Here is a 15,501-nt window from a genome sequence, read left to right as displayed (position 1 = left end):
TATCCCTTGTTTCAGTGGTGGTGGTCGCTGGACGCAAAGGTCTCGGCGATGGCGGACAGCGGACGGCGCGGGGTCGGCTCCTGGCTGGAAGGGCCGCTCGGCGGATGTTCGTGATGGGGCTGCGGGCCCTTGCGCACCAGCTTCATCATGTAGCCGATGCCCACCGCGAACACCGAGAAGTAGATCGCCACGAACAGCGCCAGGGAGATGCTCAGTTGCGCCACGCTGTGGTTGGACGCGGCGTCGCTGGTGCGCAGCAGGCCGTACACCACCCAGGGCTGGCGCCCGACTTCGGTGGTGATCCAGCCCGCCAGCAGGGCGATCAGGCCGCTGGGGCCCATCCACAGCACCAGGCGCAGGAACAGGCGATTGCGGTACAGCGCGCCGTTGCGCCGCAGCAGCAGGCCCAGCAAGCCGGTGAGGATCATCAACATGCCCAGGCCGGCCATGATGCGGAAGCTGAAGAACACGATGGCCGAGTTGGGCCGGTCTGCCCTGGGGAAGCTCTTGAGCGCGGGGATCTGCTTGTCCAGGCTGTGGGTCAGGATCAGGCTGCCCAGGTAGGGCACTTCCACGGCGTAGTCGGTTTTCTCCGTGTCCATATTGGGAATGCCGAACAGCACCAGGGGCGACGGCTCGTTGCCGTGGTTTTCCCAGTGGCCTTCGATGGCGGCGATCTTCGCCGGTTGATGTTCCAGGGTGTTGAGGCCATGGGCGTCACCGACTACCGCCTGGATCGGCGCCACGATCAGCGCCATCCACAGCGCCATCGACAGCATCTTGCGTACCGGCGGCGTGTGGTTGCCCCGCAGCAGGTGCCAGGCGGCGCTGGACCCGACGAAGAACGCCGTGGCGACAAAGGCGGCGATCGCCATGTGCATCAGGCGGAAGGGGAACGATGGGTTGAACACGATCGCCAGCCAGTCCATGGGCATGATTCGCCCGTCGACAATGGAAAAGCCCTGGGGCGTCTGCATCCAGCTGTTGGAAGCGAGGATCCAGAAGGTCGAGATCAGGGTGCCGATGGCCACCATCACCGTGGCGAAAAAATGCAGCCCGCGGCCGACCCGGTTCCAGCCGAACAGCATGACCCCGAGAAAGCCCGCCTCGAGGAAGAACGCGGTGAGCACTTCGTAGGTCAGCAAGGGCCCGGTGATGCTTCCGGCAAAGTCCGAGAAACGGCTCCAGTTGGTGCCGAACTCATAGGCCATGACCAGCCCCGAGACCACGCCCATGCCGAAGTTGACGGCGAAGATCTTCGACCAGAAGTGATACAGGTCCTTGTAGGTGTTGTTGTGGGTCTTGAGCCACAGGCCTTCGAGCACCGCCAGGAAACTGGCCAGGCCGATGGTGATGGCGGGAAAGATGATGTGGAACGAAACCGTGAACGCAAACTGGATGCGTGCCAGGTCGAGCGCCTGTAGATGAAACATGACGAAACCCTCGTGATGGCTGGTGGCCGTGCAGGCGCCGTGCGGCCGCCACGAACCTGGGTTCGCGGCGCACCGAAGGAGGCTGCGCGGGGCGGGCTGGAGCGGCGCTTTGGCCGCCCCGGCCGGATCAAACGCCGACGGACTGGATCAGGTTGCTGGCCGCCGCCGGCTCCAGGCGGATGGCGATGAACTTGGACGTTGGCGTGTAGGTGCGGTCGCCATAGCTTTCCAGGGGCACCAGGGGGTTGGTCTCCGGGTAGTAGGCGGCAGACTGGCCGGCGGGAATGTCGTAGGCGATCAGGGTGAAACCGCTGACCCGACGCTCGCGGCCGTCATCCCACAGCGAGACGATGTCGACCTTCTGTCCCGGTTCGAAGCCCAGCTGGCGAATGTCCTGCTCGTTGGCGAACAGCACTTCGCGCATGCCGTAGACCCCGCGATAGCGGTCGTCCAGGCCATACAGGGTGGTGTTGTACTGGTCGTGGGAACGCATGGTCTGCAGGATCAGGTCCGGCTTGACCTTGAGCTTGCGCACCCCGGCGCTGACCAGGTGTTCCGGCAGTACGCTGGGAATGAAGCGCGCCTTGCCGGTGGCGGTGTTCCAGCGCCGCTGGCTGGCGTCGTTGCCGAGGTGGAAGCCGCCGGGGTGCAGCAGCTTGAGATTGAAGTCTTCGAACCCGGGGATGGTGTCGGCGATCAGGTCGCGGATGCGCCCGTAGTCTTCGACCACCCACAGCCAGTCGATGGGGCGTGGGCCCAGGGTGGCGTTGGCGATGCCGGCGATGATCGAAGGTTCCGAGCGCAGGTGCGGCGACTTGGGTTTCAGCTGGCCGTGGGAGATGTGCACCATGCTGAAGGTGTCTTCCACGGTGATGCCTTGCGGGCCGTTGGCCTGGATGTCGATGTCGGTGCGGCCCAGGCACGGCAGGATCAGCGCTTCGCGCCCGGTCACCAGGTGGCTGCGGTTGAGCTTGGTGGCGATGTGCACGGTGAGCTCGCAGTTGCGCAGGGCGGCGTGGGTGCGCGGGGTGTCCGGGGTGGCCTGGGCGAAGTTGCCGCCCAGGCCGATGAACACCTTGGCCCGGCCCTGTTCCATGGCCGAGATCGCCATCACCGTGTTGTGCCCGTGCTCGCGCGGTGGCTTGAAGCCGAAGCGCGCCTCCAGGGCGTCCAGCAGTTCGGTGGGCGCCAGTTCGTTGATGCCCATGGTGCGGTCGCCCTGCACGTTGCTGTGGCCGCGCACTGGCGACAGGCCGGCGCCGGGGCGGCCGATGTTGCCCCGCAGCAACAGCACGTTGATCACTTCCTGGATGGTCGGCACCGAGTGGGTGTGCTGGGTCAGGCCCATGGCCCAGCACATGATGGTGCGCTTGGCCTTGCGGTACATGCGCGCCGCCAGCTCGATGTCGGCCATGCTCAGGCCCGACTGTTCGAGGATATGGTTCCAGGACGTGGCATCGACCTCGGCCAGGTAGCTGTCCAGCCCCGAGGTGTGTTCGGCGATGAAGGCCCGGTCGAACACCGGCTCGCCGTTGCTGGCCAGGGCTTCGCGTTCCCAGCGCAGGAGGAACTTGGCGATGCCGCGAAAGGCCGCCATGTCGCCGCCCAGGGCTGGGCGGAAATAGGCCGAGGAGGTGGGTTCGGAACCGTTGGTGAGCATCTCCAGCGGGTGCTGCGGGTGCTGGAAACGCTCCAGCCCGCGCTCTTTCAGCGGGTTGAAGCAGATCACCTGGGCGCCGCGCTTCACCGCCTCGCGCAGCGGTTCGAGCATCCGCGGGTGGTTGGTGCCGGGGTTCTGGCCGATGACGAAGATCGCGTCGGCTTCTTCCAGGTCATGGAACACCACGGTGCCCTTGCCCACGCCCACGCTTTCGAACATGCCCACGGCGCTGGCCTCGTGGCACATGTTCGAGCAGTCGGGAAAGTTGTTGGTGCCATAGGCGCGCACGAACAGCTGATACAGGTAGGCCGCTTCGTTGCTGGCCCGGCCCGAGGTGTAGAACTCCGCCTGGTTCGGCGAGTCCAGCCCTTTGAGGTGGCTGGCGATCAGCTCGAAGGCTTCGTCCCAGGTGGTTTCCACATAGCGGTCCTGGGTGGCGTCGTAGCGCATCGGGTGGGTCAGGCGGCCCTGGTATTCAAGCCAGTAGTCGCTCTGCGCGGCCAGGGCCGAGACCGTGTACTTGTTGAAGAAGGCCGGGTTGACCAGGCGCCCGGTGGCTTCCCAGTTGACCGCCTTGGCGCCGTTCTCGCAGAACTTGACCATGCCGTTTTCCGGCGACTCGCCCCAGGCGCAGCCCGGGCAGTCGAAGCCGCCGTTCTGGTTGGTCTTGAGCATGGCGCGGATGTTCTTGAAGGCGTTCTCGCTGCCCAGCCAGTTCCTGGTCACCGCGATCAGTGCCCCCCAACCGGCGGCCGCCCCCTTGTAGGGTTTATATCGATCAACTTCGCTCATGATATTTCTCCAATACAGCGCACGCAGGCAACCGCCCGACCAATAATCGATGTCAGTGATTGTTTAACTGCACAGGCTAAATGCGGTTTTGTGGTGAAGCCGTTCAAGTTCGGATCTGCTTGGGGTAACGGAATCACTTATAAGGCCCTTTCTATGGGCCACGAATAAAGCCTATTCGGCGCCTGTATTGGCTGTCTAATCGCAATTAATGACCGGTTGATCGAAAGCCTCTATCAAGTCTTTAACTCGATATGAATCAATGGTTTGTATTTAAATATTCATGTCGGGAGAGGGGGCTTTTTCATCTGATAGATTGCATTGATCAATCGGTTGTTAATAGCGATTGGACGCCACTTTTAATCACTCTTAGTCTTGCCGCCAACAACTTGTTCAATGGCCGTTCATGGCCACAAACAATAACTAAGACCCCAGGGTCCTAACCGTCGACAGAGGCTGTGATGTCAGATCAAGTATTGGTGGATGGCTTTGCCCGACGGATCGACTACTTGCGCATGTCGGTGACCGACCGCTGCGATTTGCGCTGCGTGTATTGCATGGCCGAGGACATGCAGTTCCTGCCGCGCCAACGCATCCTGACCCTGGAGGAGCTGTACCAGCTGGCCGCGGGTTTCGTCGCCCTGGGTACGCGCAAGATCCGCCTCACCGGTGGCGAGCCGTTGATCCGTCCCGGGGTGGTGCAACTGTGCCAACGCATCGGGCAATTGCCCGGGTTGCGGGAGCTGTGCATGACCACCAACGGCACGCAGCTGGGCAAGCTCGCCGCGCCGTTGTTCGACGCCGGGGTCAAGCGCCTCAATATCAGCCTCGACAGCCTCGACCCGGGGCTGTTTCGCCAGCTGACCCGCACCGGCGAGCTGAGCCAGGTGATCGCCGGCATCGACGCGGCGCTGGCCGCGGGTTTTGTCCGCACCAAGCTCAATTGCGTGGTGATGAAAGGCCGCAACGACCACGAGATCAATCAGCTGGTGGCCTTCGCCATCGACCGCGGCCTGGACCTCTCGTTCATCGAGGAGATGCCCCTGGGCAGCATCAGCGAGCACAGCCGTCGCGACGCGTTCTTTTCCAGCGCCCAGGTCCGCGAGCGGATCGCCGAGCGCTACACCCTGATGGAGTCCGCCGAGTCGACCCAGGGGCCGTCGCGTTACTGGCGCCTGGCCGAGGCGCCGCAGATCCGCCTGGGCTTCATCTCGCCCCACAGCCACAACTTCTGCGGCACCTGCAACCGTGTACGGCTGACGGTGGAAGGGCGCTTGCTGTTGTGCCTGGGCAACGAGCATTCGGTGGACCTCAAGGCCGTGCTGCGGGCCCATCCCGGTGACTCCGAGCGCCTGCGGCGGGCCGTGGTCGAGGCGATGAAACTCAAGCCTTACCGCCACCACTTCGAACTCAACGACGAGGTGCAGGTGGTGCGCTTCATGAACATGACCGGCGGTTGAAGCACCGGTCTTTGCCGTTTTCCTTCGTGCACAGGTTTCGCCCCGATGATCGTCAGATCCAAACCCAACCTGATCAGCGTACTGATTTCCCTCAAGGGCTCGATTGCCAAGCGCATCGCCCTGCGCAGCCTGCTGGTGACCCTGCTGGCCTCGGCCATCGTGCTGATCGAGACTCTGCACCCGGCGTACTTTTCCAAGGTCAACGCCACGCCCTTCACCCTGCTCGGCCTGTCGCTGTCGATCTTCATGAGCTTTCGCAACAACGCCTGCTACGACCGCTGGTACGAGGCGCGCAAGGCCCTGGGCACGGTGGTGACCGAGGTGCGCTCGCTGATCCGCGAAACCCAGGTGCTGGAAGAGCCCGGAGCGCGCCGCGCGATCCTCGGCGACCTCTGCGGTTTCGCCCACGCCCTCAAGGCCCGGCTGCGCCAGGAAGATGAACTGGGCGCCGCCGAAACCTGGCTCAGCCAGCTGCCGCCGGCCAATACCAGCAACCTGCCGGACAGTCTCCTGCGCCAGGTGGCGCGCCAGTGTTCGGACCAGGCCCTGGCGGGCCGGATCAGCGAGTGGCGCTACCAGCTGCTGGCCAATCACCTGGCGACGCTGACCGGCGCGCAAACCACCTGCGAGCGGATCAAGAGCACGCCGCTGCCGTTTCCCTACACCCTGCTGCTGCACCGCACCAGCTACATGTTCTGCATCCTCCTGCCCTTTGCCATGGCCGAGCCCCTGGGCTGGCTGACGCCGATTTTCACCGCCATCGTCAGCTACACCTTCTTCGGCCTGGACGCCATTGGCGACGAGCTGGAAGACCCCTTTGGCCACGACGAGAACGACCTGCCGTTGAACGCCATCGTGCGCAACATCGAGCGCGAGATTCTCGAGGCCCAGGGGGCCACCGAACTGCCGCCGGTGCTGTTGCCGGTGGACTATGTCCTGAGCTGAACCACTGTCCTTATCCGAGGTTGCACATGAACCCACTCACTCATCTGGATGCCCAGGGCCGGGCCAGCATGGTGGATGTCACTGCCAAGCCGGCCACCGAGCGCGAGGCCCGGGCCCGGGCCTGGGTGCGCATGCACCCGAGCACCCTGCAACTGATCCAGGACCAGGGGCATCCCAAGGGCGACGTGTTCGCCGTGGCGCGCATCGCCGGAATCATGGCGGCGAAGAAGACCCACGAGCTGATCCCCCTGTGCCACCCGTTGTTGCTCAGCGCTATCCACGTCGAGCTGCAGGCGCTGCCGCCGGACCGGGTGCAGATCACCACCTGCTGCCGGCTCAACGGCGCCACCGGGGTCGAACTGGAAGCCATGACCGCCGCCAGCGTCGCGGCGCTGACGATCTACGACATGTGCAAGGCGGTGGATCGCGGCATGCTCATCGAGGGCCTGCACCTGCTGAGCAAGCAGGGCGGCAAGTCAGGGGTTTTCATCGCAGGAGACGCACCATGATTCTGGTCAATTACTTTGCCCGCTACCGCGAACAACTGGGCAGCGGCGGCGAGAAGCTGCCGCTGGACGCCGGCTTGCGCACCGTCGATGACCTGCGTCGGCGGCTGATGGCCCGGGGAGAAACCTGGGCCGCGGTGCTGGGGGAGAACAGCCTGATGTGCGCGCTGAACCAGGACCTGTGCAAGCTCGACGCGGTGATCGAGGACTTCGATGAAATCGCCTTCTTTCCCCAAGTGACCGGGGGCTGAGGCATGGACATTCAGGTGCAGACCCAGGCCTTCAACCTGGATCAACTCAATGCCGGGCTGCAGGCCGGCGACTCCAGTGTCGGTGGCGTAGTGACCTTCGTTGGCTATGTGCGCGACCTCAACCTGGGGGAGGCGGTACAGAGCCTGTTCCTGGAGCACTACCCGGGCATGACCGAACGCTCGCTGCAGGGCATCGTGCAACAGGCGCAGGCGCGCTGGCCGCTGAACCGGGTGCGCCTGGTGCATCGGGTCGGGTTGCTGCAGGTGGGCGAGCCCATCGTCTTCGTCGGCGTGGCCAGTGCCCATCGGCAAGCGGCGTTCGAGGCCTGCGCCTTCATCATGGATTACCTGAAGACCCAGGCGCCGTTCTGGAAGCGCGAAGTCACCCCTGGCGGCGAACGCTGGATCGACGGGCGCGAGAGCGACCGGCAAGCCGCTCAACGCTGGGTCCGGCCCTGAAGGGCAGCCGAAAGCGGTCGTACAAGGCCAGTGGCGAGCGAGCTTGCTGGCGCTGGAAGGCTTAGCCTTCCCAGGGCCTGAATCCGTGGTTTGTCAGGTGGATTGCGGATTCAGGCTTGGCGGCCGCTGCGCGCCCGAGCGGGAGCGAGCTCCCTCGCCACTTCAGATCGGGCTGTAGATCCGCGGGGCATTGCGATGGGGCACGTGGATCAGGTTCAGGTGGTGTTTGTTGGCCCATTGCACGGTCAGGGCGGTGGGCGCCGAGAGGCTGACCAGGGTGCCGAGGCGCGCGCGCACGGCTTTGTGGATCAGCTCCAGGCTGCAGCGGCTGGTGACCACGGTGAAGCCCTGGCGACCGTCGATCCCGGCGTTCAACAGCGCGCCGATCAGCTTGTCCAGGGCGTTGTGACGGCCGATGTCTTCCTGGCACAGGCGCACCTCGCCCTGTGCGTCGAAGTACAGCGCTGCATGCAGGGCACCGCTGCTGCGGGCCATGTGCTGGGCCTGTTCGATGCGCTCGCGCAGGCCCTGCAGGTGCTCGGCCGGGGGCAGGGGCGAAGGTTCGAGGATCTGCAGTTGCGGCAGCGCCTGTTCCAGGGCTTCGACGCCGCATAATCCGCAGCCGCTGGTGCCGGCCATCTGCCGACGATGGTCCTTGAGGGCCCAGAAGGCCCGGCTGGAAATCTGCACGTCGGCCTGGCAGGCCTGGGGAAAGTGGCTGAGGCGGATATCGTAGATTTCGCTGAGGTCGCTGACGATGTCGTTGGTGATGCTGAAGCCGCGAATGAAGTCTTCCAGGTTACCGGGGGACACCATCATCACCGCCTGGCTCAGGCCGTTGTAGGTGATCGCCAGGGCGATCTCGGCGGCCAGCGGCGCCTCGGCCACCACGCCGTCGGGGCCGTATTCGCGATAGGCCACGCGCTGCGGCGCCGGCGCCGGCGCGTTGGCTTCGGGTTGTTGCTCCGGTTGTTCGATCCGGCACACCATGACTACACCTCGATACAGTCGATTCGCCCCGGGCCACGGGCGGCCCGGGGCATTCATTCAGTCTTTGAGCGCAAACAGCTTCCTGGCTTCGGCGAAGCACTTTTCGGCAATCGCCGAGCGCGGCTCGGTCTTGCGCATCACCAGCCCCAGGGGCGCCAGCACGCTGGCATCCGGCAGCTGGATAAAGGCCAGGTTGTCGATGGGCGAATCCAGGCCGCTGTCCAGGGGCATGATCGAGCAGCAGAAGCCCTCGTGGATCGCCTGGAACAGCTGGTAGGTGGAATCGCTTTCCAGGATCGGCGTCGGGTTCAGGCCACGGCTGCGGAAGCTCAGGTCGATGGACTTGCGATAGTGCATGCCGGTGCTGAGCATGCCCAGGGGCAGCTCGGCGGCATCTTCCCAGCTCATCTCGCTGCCTTCGAAATGGAAGTGCCGGGTGTCGTAGAGCAGGCCGACCCGGGTCTCGCCGATCTCGAAGAAGTCCAGGTAGTTGGGGTTGACGTGGTCCAGGTAGCAGACCCCGAGGTCCAGCTGGTTGTTGCCGATGTCCTCGATGATCCGGTCGGAACTGGCGGACGACAGGCTGAACTTGAGCTCGGGAAAGCTCGCCGAAAGCTTCTGCACATAGCTGATGGGATTGAAGCCGCTCAGCGGCACCAGGCCCAGGCGCAGGTTACCCACCAGTTGCCCGCGGCAGGCGGCGGCCTCGGCGAACAGTCCGTCATGGGCCGCCAGCAGGGTCTTGGCCCAGGCCAGGACCCGCTCGCCGGCCTCGGTGAAACCTTCGAAACGCTGGCCGCGGGTCACCAGGATCAGGTCCAGTTCGTCCTCCAGGTTGCGCAGGCGCATGGACAGGGTCGGCTGGGTGATGTGGCAGCGCGCGGCAGCCTGGCCAAAGTGCCGGGTCTGCTCCAGGGCGATCAGAAACTTGAGTTGCTTGATGTCCACAATGGCACCTGTGGTGAAGGGAATCGGAGTCAGTATTAACGCAGGAGTCCGGTCCGTGGAAAGACGTTCAATCCTCCCGGGCCGAACCCTCGGGGCACACCGTCGGCATTCAAGCCAAGGGCCCGGGGTCTGTTTCAGACAGTAGTTCAGGGGTGTTGAAGTTGCTCAGCCGCGGATCGTCGGCGGCGCAGGGCAGAGGCTTCAGGCCGTGGGCGGCGAGGGCACGCAGCAGGCTGCGCTCGCCGCGCTCCCAGGCGGCGCGCAAGTCGGCTGCCAGGGCCGTGGGTATCAGGCTGAACATGGGTTGCCACTGTCCGTCCTGCTGCACCATCAACGGGCCGGGGCTGTCCGCCGGGCGGGCATCCAGCAGCGCCTGGATCAGCGCGCCGTCGATCCGCGGCGCGTCGCAGGCCAGCACCAGCAGCCAGGGGTGCCGGGCCACTGCCAGGCCCGCCAGCACGCCGGCCATGGGGCCGGGAAAGTCCGCCTGCTCATCCGCCACCAGGCGATCGGCATAGGGCCGGTACTGCTCGGCGTTGCGGTTGCAGGAAATGATCAGGTCATCGCTGAAGGGCCGCACCGTGGCCTGTACATGGGCAATCAAGGGCCGGCCCTGCCACGCCACCAGGCCCTTGTCGCGACCGCCCATGCGCGCGCCGCGTCCCCCCGCCAGCAGCAGGATCGAGCAGGGTGCGCAGAGGGTCGGGGCAGGGCGGGTCGGGGTCATGTTCGGGTGCATATCCGGTGGGTGGCGCAAACCATCGCATTGTCTTTCGAGCACGTCCAATCGCAAGTATCGAATGGCCGATCGATCCGGCTTATCGGACGGGCCGCCAGGTCCTGGCGACGATAGAGCGGATCGATAATCCGGTCAGCCAGAACGATTAGACAGCCGCGCTTTGGCGCCCTTAGCCTGAGCCCATGGTTTTTATCTTGCCGGTCGGAGAATGACATGAGCGTGAAGTCGGATGCGTTGTTTGTACCCTTGAACATAGCCGTGCTGACAGTCAGCGATACCCGTGAATACGCCACGGACACCTCCGGGCAACTGCTGGTCAGTCGCCTGCTGGAAGCCGGTCACACCCTGAGCGAGCGCAACCTGCTCAAGGACGACCTGTACAAGATCCGCGCCCAGGTGGCGACCTGGATCGCCGACGAGCGCATCCAGGTGGTGCTGATCACCGGCGGCACCGGCTTCACCGGCCGCGACAGCACCCCGGAAGCCGTGAGCTGCCTGCTGGACAAGCACATCGACGGTTTCGGCGAGTTGTTCCGCGCCATCTCGATTCTCGATATCGGCACCTCCACGGTGCAGAGCCGGGCCCTGGCCGGACTGGCCAACGGCACTCTGGTGTGCTGCCTGCCGGGCTCCACCGGGGCCTGCCGCACCGCCTGGGAAGGCATCCTCGCCGAGCAGTTGGATGCCCGCCATCGGCCGTGCAATTTCGTGCCGCACCTCAAGCCGGTGCAGGCCTGCGAGTCGCGCGGATGAGCCAGGGTTGCCTGATGCCGCTGGAAGATGCCTTGGCCAGCCTGCTGGCCATGGCCGATGCCCAGCGCCTGCCGGAGAGTGAAACCCTCGCCGTGGATGAAGCCCGGCAACGGGTGCTGGCCACTGACCTGGTGGCAACCCTGGACCTGCCGCCCTGGCCCAACAGCGCCATGGACGGCTACGCCCTGAACCTGCAGCACTGGGATGGCCAGCCACTGCCGGTGTCGCAGACGATCTTCGCCGGGCAGCCCGGCGACCCCTTGCCGCCGGGCAGCTGTGCGCGGATTTTCACCGGCGCGCCGCTGCCGGCCGGCGCCGATTGCGTGGAGATGCAGGAGAACGTCGAGCTGCTGGAGGATGGCCGGGTGCGTTTCACCCAGACCCTGAAACCGGGGCAGAACATCCGCCCCCAGGGCCAGGAAAACCGTGTCGGCCAGGTGCTGTTGCAGGCCGGCAAGCGCCTGGGACCTTTCGAACTGGCGGTGGCCGCGGCCCAGGGCTGCACCGAGCTGCACGTGGTGCGCCGTCCGCGGGTGGCGTTGCTGTCCACCGGTGATGAGCTGCTGGAACCGGGCACGTCGATGCGCCCCGGTTGCATCTACAACAGCAACCGCACCTTGCTCCGCCACTGGCTCGACAGCCTGGGTTGCGAGGTCATCGACGCCGGGATTCTGCCCGACCAGCCGCAGCAGACCCGGCTGCGGCTGGAGCAGTTGCAGCACGGCGCGGACTTGATCCTGAGCACCGGCGGCGTCTCGGCGGGGGACGCCGACTGCCTTGGCCAGGTGCTGCGCAGCAACGGTCGGCCACTGTTCTGGAAGCTCGCGATCAAGCCCGGCAAGCCGCTGACCGTGGGCCACTTTGGCCAGGTGCCGATGATCGGCCTGCCGGGCAACCCGGCCTCGGCGCTGGTGACCTTCGGCCTGCTGGCCCGGGCCTATTTGCTGCGGATTCAAGGGGTACAGGAGGTGGCGCCGCTGAGCGTCGAGGTGCCGGTGGCCTTCGCCTGGCCCAAGGCCGGCAGCCGCCGGGAATACCTACGGGCGCGCCTGGAACAGGGGCGTGCCGTGCTCTATCCGAACCAGAGCTCCGGGGTGCTGCTGGGGGCTAGCTGGGCCGATGGCCTGGTGGAGGTGCTTGAGGGCCACACCCTGCAAGTGGGTGACCCGGCGCGCTTCATTCCCTTCAGCGAGCTGTTCTAGGCTCTGTGCGAAAAGTTTTGAGACGAAGGTCAGGCAAGGCGAAAACGGTCGAGGAAGCGGAGTTTACGGGTTGTAAATGAGCATTCCGAGACCGTTTTCAACGCAGCATCACCGAGTATCAAGGCTTTTCGTACAAAGCCTAGGGCCTAGATCTTCCAATGCCGGGCACTCTTGCCCAGGCGCTGGCGCATCTCGCCCAGGGTCGCCGCCAGCTGCCGAGTCAGCAGCCGGTAGCCATCCAGCGCCGAATACACCGGCGCTTCCAGGGCGTTCTCGGGGCTGCCTTCCACGGCTTTTTCCAGGCGCTGGGTGACCCCTGTTTGCAGGGCCCGGGCCATGCCGATCAGTTGCACGCGAATCTGCCGGTGCTCGGCCTTGAGCGCCAGTTGCATCTGCGCCATGGCCTGCCGGTCGCTGGCGTCGGGGCGGGTGTTGCCGAGGATCTCCAGGGTGCTGATGCACATCCGCAGGTTGCGCTGGATGGCGTCCAGTTCGGTCATGGAGATGCGCACTTCCTTGGACACCGACGGCATCAGCGAACGCAGTTGCAGCATGGCGGCGTTGACCCGGCCCAGCAGCTTGAGGTGTTCGTCGTCGGTCACCGACTGGCCCTGGACGATCCGTCCGTACAGCTGGGCGCAGTCGCGCAGGGCGCTGGCCAGGTTGTAGCGCCAGGAGTACACCGCGTACAGCGGAATGGCGAAGGAAAACGCCAGGGCCAGGGCAATGCCGATGAGGATGTCCACCGCGCGCCACAGACCGTCGCTGACCTGGTTGTCACCGTGGCCGGCGACGATGAACACGGTGATCGCCGCCAGCAGCGCGGTGTAGCCGCCCTTGCCGATGGCGTGATAGGAAAAGTAGCCGCAGACCGCCGACATCCCCAGGTAGGTCAGCCAGGGCTGGCCGAAGTACGCCTGCTGCACCACCAGCACCAGGCCGACCCCGGCGCCCACCAGGGTGCCGATGGCCCGCTCGGCGGCTTTCTTGCCGATGTTGCCGTGGTGCTGCAGGCCGCCGATCACCACCAGCATGGTCACCGAGGCCCATTCGCCGTGGGGCAGGTTGAGGCCGGTGGTCAGGAGGATGGTGGCGATCAGGCCGAGGGCGACCCGCACCGCGTGGATCAGCCGGGCGTGACGGTAGCGCCGGTACGGGTCCAGCACGGGACGCAGCAGGCGGCGCAGCAAGGGGGGCAGGGTGATGCCCCGTAGGAGGTTGAACGGGCCCAGACAGGTTTCTCCCAGTGGTTCGAGTGATTGCCGCAGTGGCCGGGACTCGCCGCGTGGCGAGCCCCGGCAGGGTGCTTCAGAAAATGTAGTCGGTGGTCAGGAAGCTGGAGTCGCGGTTGCGGATGATGTCACTGATCAGCGCTTTGTTGCGCTCCTGGAACTTGGTCGCCACCAGGGTACGGATCGAGAAGGTGCGCAGCGCATCATGCACCGACAGCGTGCCCTCGGCGGAGTTCTTGCGACCGTTGAAGGGGAAGGTGTCCGGGCCGCGCTGGCACTGGGCGTTGATGTTGATCCGCCCGACCTGGTTGGCGAAGGTGTCCACCAGCCGGCCGATCACCGCCGGGTCGCTGCCGAACAGGCTCAGTTGCTGGCCGAAGTCCGATTCCAGGACGTAGTCGATCACCGTGTCCAGATCGTTGTAGGGCACGATCGGCACCACCGGGCCGAACTGTTCCTCGTGGTAGACGCGCATCTGCGGGGTCACCGGGTACAGCAGCGCCGGGTAGAAGAACGACGCCCGCGACTCGCCTCCATGGGGGTTCACCACCTGGGCGCCGTGGGCCTGGGCATCGGCCACCAGGGCGTGCAGGTAGTCGACCTTGGTGTTTTCCGGCAGCGGCGTCAGGGCCACCCCGGGTTCCCAGGGCATGCCCGGCTTGAGGGCCGAGAGCTTGGCGTTGAACTGTTCGATGAAGCGCTCGACCACGGTTTCGTGGACAAACAGGATCTTCAGCGCGGTGCAGCGCTGGCCATTGAACGACAGCGCGCCGGTGACGGCCTCGCTGACCGCGTTGTCCAGGTCGGCGTCGGGCAGCACGATCCCCGGGTTCTTCGCGTCCAGGCCCAGGGCCGCGCGCAGGCGATGGGGCTTGGGGTGGAGCTTCTTCAGGTCGCTGGCGGCCTTGTTGGTGCCGATGAAGGCGAAGATGTCGATCTTGCCGCTGGCCATCAGCGCGCTGACGGTCTCGCGGCCGCTGCCGTAGATGACGTTGATCACCCCGGCCGGGAAGCTGTCGCGGAAGGCTTCGAGCAGCGGGCGGATCAGCAGCACGCCGAGCTTGGCCGGCTTGAACACCACGGTGTTGCCCATGATCAGCGCCGGGATCAGGGTGGTGAAGGTTTCGTTCAGCGGGTAGTTGTAGGGGCCCATGCACAGGGCCACGCCCAGGGGCACGCGGCGGATCTGGCCGAGGGTGTCCTGTTCCAGTTCGAAGCGACTGGAACGCCGGTCCAGTTCCTTGAGCGCGCCGATGGTGTCGACGATGTAGTCGCAGGTGCGGTCGAACTCTTTCTCCGAATCCTTGAGGTTCTTGCCGATTTCCCACATCAGCAGCCTGACCACCGCCGTGCGCTGTTCACGCATGCGCGCCAGGAAGGCTTCCACGTGCTGGATGCGCTCGGCCACGCGCATCGTCGGCCAGATGCCCTGGCCACGGTCGTAGGCGCGCACGGCAGCGTCCAGGGCGGTGAGGGCGGTGTCGGCGTCCAGCAGCGGGGTGCTGCCGAGGATCACTTGCCGGTCGCCGTCGGCGCCGCTCAGGTAGATCGGGCTGCGAACCTGGGCCAGGGGGCCGTTCCAGGTGCGCAGCTCGCCGTCCACCAGGTAGTCGCGCTGCTCCACCGGATCGGGCAGGCGATAGGCTTCGGGGATGTCGGTGGCAGCGGGAAACAGGTTGGTGAGGACATTGGCTGTGGTCATGACTCTACCCCGTGTTGGAAATGGCGGCGGCGCGGATGACAGTGGCGCCATCGCTCCCAGGTTTATACGCCTGAATGGGCTGCGGTTTTAGCGCTTTGTACGCTCGGGCGCCGGACGCGGCGGCTCATGGCGCGGGACGGCGGGCCGCTGGCGGATCAGCGATCGCGACTTGAGATTAAACGTTTCAGCTTGTATCGGGCAACAGTCGATTCCGGGTGCGCTGAGGCTGATCTTGCCTGCTGGCTTGCGTCGCTCCGGGCGGCTGATCGCCGCGCTGGCCTTAAGGTCCTCGCCAGCCCTGAGCCAGTGTTCGCCGCCTGGGACCGCGGCTACCCCGCCGCGGATCGAGGTTGTCTGTCGCTGCCACACCTGCTGTGACGGTTGCAACGCTGACGCCGCGGGCCCTTGGCGGTAAACTCCCTCGCCTTTATT

Annotated in this window: 14 protein-coding genes; 7 read left to right on the top strand and 7 right to left on the bottom strand. The window is 65.4% G+C overall.

The features are described 5' to 3' along the window. Positions 1 to 11: 11 nt before the first annotated feature. Both DNK59_RS10990 and DNK59_RS10985 read right to left on the bottom strand, forming a co-directional pair. On the bottom strand, positions 12 to 1,433 hold the full coding sequence (locus DNK59_RS10990) for a cytochrome ubiquinol oxidase subunit I (protein ID WP_092313542.1): 1,422 nt from the start codon (positions 1,431 to 1,433) through the stop codon (positions 12 to 14). A 127-nt stretch (positions 1,434 to 1,560) separates the two neighbouring features. Then, positions 1,561 to 3,885: an FdhF/YdeP family oxidoreductase gene (locus tag DNK59_RS10985; RefSeq protein ID WP_092313545.1), complete on the bottom strand. Its 2,325-nt coding sequence runs from the start codon at positions 3,883 to 3,885 to the stop codon at positions 1,561 to 1,563. Positions 3,886 to 4,343: 458 nt separating this feature from the next. Between DNK59_RS10985 and moaA the strand changes: the two genes are divergently transcribed. The 5 genes from moaA to moaE are packed head-to-tail and all read left to right on the top strand — an operon-like array spanning position 4,344 to position 7,503. After that, positions 4,344 to 5,342, top strand: a complete 999-nt coding sequence (gene moaA, locus DNK59_RS10980) for a GTP 3',8-cyclase MoaA (RefSeq protein ID WP_092313548.1) — start codon at positions 4,344 to 4,346, stop codon at positions 5,340 to 5,342. Positions 5,343 to 5,387: 45 nt separating this feature from the next. Continuing rightward, positions 5,388 to 6,287: a bestrophin family protein gene (locus tag DNK59_RS10975; RefSeq protein ID WP_110723204.1), complete on the top strand. Its 900-nt coding sequence runs from the start codon at positions 5,388 to 5,390 to the stop codon at positions 6,285 to 6,287. A 26-nt stretch (positions 6,288 to 6,313) separates the two neighbouring features. Further along, the gene (gene moaC, locus DNK59_RS10970; protein WP_110723203.1) at positions 6,314 to 6,796 is read left to right on the top strand and encodes a cyclic pyranopterin monophosphate synthase MoaC; all 483 of its coding nucleotides are present in this window, start codon (positions 6,314 to 6,316) and stop codon (positions 6,794 to 6,796) included. Continuing rightward, on the top strand, positions 6,793 to 7,044 hold the full coding sequence (locus DNK59_RS10965) for a MoaD/ThiS family protein (protein ID WP_060840024.1): 252 nt from the start codon (positions 6,793 to 6,795) through the stop codon (positions 7,042 to 7,044). Before moaC ends, DNK59_RS10965 begins: the two co-directional genes overlap by 4 nt. Positions 7,045 to 7,047: 3 nt before the next feature. Continuing rightward, on the top strand, positions 7,048 to 7,503 hold the full coding sequence (moaE, locus tag DNK59_RS10960) for a molybdopterin synthase catalytic subunit MoaE (protein WP_110723202.1): 456 nt from the start codon (positions 7,048 to 7,050) through the stop codon (positions 7,501 to 7,503). A gap of 162 nt (positions 7,504 to 7,665) precedes the next feature. On the opposite strand, the gene fdhD is transcribed toward moaE, so the two are convergent. The 3 genes from fdhD to mobA form a co-directional block, all read right to left on the bottom strand. Beyond that, positions 7,666 to 8,493: a formate dehydrogenase accessory sulfurtransferase FdhD gene (fdhD, locus tag DNK59_RS10955; protein ID WP_092313559.1), complete on the bottom strand. Its 828-nt coding sequence runs from the start codon at positions 8,491 to 8,493 to the stop codon at positions 7,666 to 7,668. 57 nt (positions 8,494 to 8,550) lie between these two features. Then, complete coding sequence (locus tag DNK59_RS10950) at positions 8,551 to 9,441, bottom strand: LysR family transcriptional regulator (protein ID WP_060840021.1); 891 nt, start codon at positions 9,439 to 9,441, stop codon at positions 8,551 to 8,553. Between the two features lie 109 nt (positions 9,442 to 9,550). Beyond that, positions 9,551 to 10,168, bottom strand: coding sequence for a molybdenum cofactor guanylyltransferase MobA (gene mobA / locus DNK59_RS10945; RefSeq protein WP_177431232.1), 618 nt, complete (start codon positions 10,166 to 10,168; stop codon positions 9,551 to 9,553). A gap of 225 nt (positions 10,169 to 10,393) precedes the next feature. On the opposite strand from mobA, the gene moaB reads away from it, so the two are divergent. Both moaB and glp read left to right on the top strand, forming a co-directional pair. After that, positions 10,394 to 10,933, top strand: coding sequence for a molybdenum cofactor biosynthesis protein B (gene moaB, locus DNK59_RS10940; RefSeq protein WP_092313565.1), 540 nt, complete (start codon positions 10,394 to 10,396; stop codon positions 10,931 to 10,933). Next, complete coding sequence (glp, locus tag DNK59_RS10935; RefSeq protein ID WP_110723200.1) at positions 10,930 to 12,135, top strand: gephyrin-like molybdotransferase Glp; 1,206 nt, start codon at positions 10,930 to 10,932, stop codon at positions 12,133 to 12,135. The genes moaB and glp overlap by 4 nt, the downstream gene beginning before the upstream one ends. A 146-nt stretch (positions 12,136 to 12,281) precedes the next feature. Here the strand turns inward: glp and DNK59_RS10930 are convergent, their stop codons facing one another. After that, on the bottom strand, positions 12,282 to 13,325 hold the full coding sequence (locus DNK59_RS10930; RefSeq protein ID WP_092313572.1) for an FUSC family protein: 1,044 nt from the start codon (positions 13,323 to 13,325) through the stop codon (positions 12,282 to 12,284). Positions 13,326 to 13,443: 118 nt separating this feature from the next. Next, positions 13,444 to 15,069 (bottom strand): NADP-dependent glyceraldehyde-3-phosphate dehydrogenase, encoded by a 1,626-nt coding sequence (locus tag DNK59_RS10925; RefSeq protein ID WP_092313575.1) that lies wholly within the window; start codon positions 15,067 to 15,069, stop codon positions 13,444 to 13,446. Positions 15,070 to 15,501 lie beyond the last annotated feature (432 nt).

Source organism: Pseudomonas sp. TKO26 (assembly GCF_003225665.1).
GTDB classification, from domain to species: Bacteria; Pseudomonadota; Gammaproteobacteria; order Pseudomonadales; family Pseudomonadaceae; genus Aquipseudomonas; species Aquipseudomonas saponiphila.
Note: the sequence above shows the minus strand (reverse complement) of the source record. Positions and strands in the feature narration are given on the sequence as shown.

Bases quoted from the DNA above. Each gene is read 5' to 3' on its own strand.
- DNK59_RS10990 (WP_092313542.1), bottom strand. From the start codon at position 1,433: ATGTTTCATCTACAGGCGCTCGACCTGGCACGCATCCAGTTTGCGTTC.
- DNK59_RS10985 (WP_092313545.1), bottom strand. From the start codon at position 3,885: ATGAGCGAAGTTGATCGATATAAACCCTACAAGGGGGCGGCCGCCGGT.
- moaA (WP_092313548.1), top strand. From the start codon at position 4,344: ATGTCAGATCAAGTATTGGTGGATGGCTTTGCCCGACGGATCGACTAC.
- DNK59_RS10975 (WP_110723204.1), top strand. From the start codon at position 5,388: ATGATCGTCAGATCCAAACCCAACCTGATCAGCGTACTGATTTCCCTC.
- moaC (WP_110723203.1), top strand. From the start codon at position 6,314: ATGAACCCACTCACTCATCTGGATGCCCAGGGCCGGGCCAGCATGGTG.
- DNK59_RS10965 (WP_060840024.1), top strand. From the start codon at position 6,793: ATGATTCTGGTCAATTACTTTGCCCGCTACCGCGAACAACTGGGCAGC.
- moaE (WP_110723202.1), top strand. From the start codon at position 7,048: ATGGACATTCAGGTGCAGACCCAGGCCTTCAACCTGGATCAACTCAAT.
- fdhD (WP_092313559.1), bottom strand. From the start codon at position 8,493: ATGGTGTGCCGGATCGAACAACCGGAGCAACAACCCGAAGCCAACGCG.
- mobA (WP_177431232.1), bottom strand. From the start codon at position 10,168: ATGACCCCGACCCGCCCTGCCCCGACCCTCTGCGCACCCTGCTCGATC.
- moaB (WP_092313565.1), top strand. From the start codon at position 10,394: ATGAGCGTGAAGTCGGATGCGTTGTTTGTACCCTTGAACATAGCCGTG.
- glp (WP_110723200.1), top strand. From the start codon at position 10,930: ATGAGCCAGGGTTGCCTGATGCCGCTGGAAGATGCCTTGGCCAGCCTG.
- DNK59_RS10925 (WP_092313575.1), bottom strand. From the start codon at position 15,069: ATGACCACAGCCAATGTCCTCACCAACCTGTTTCCCGCTGCCACCGAC.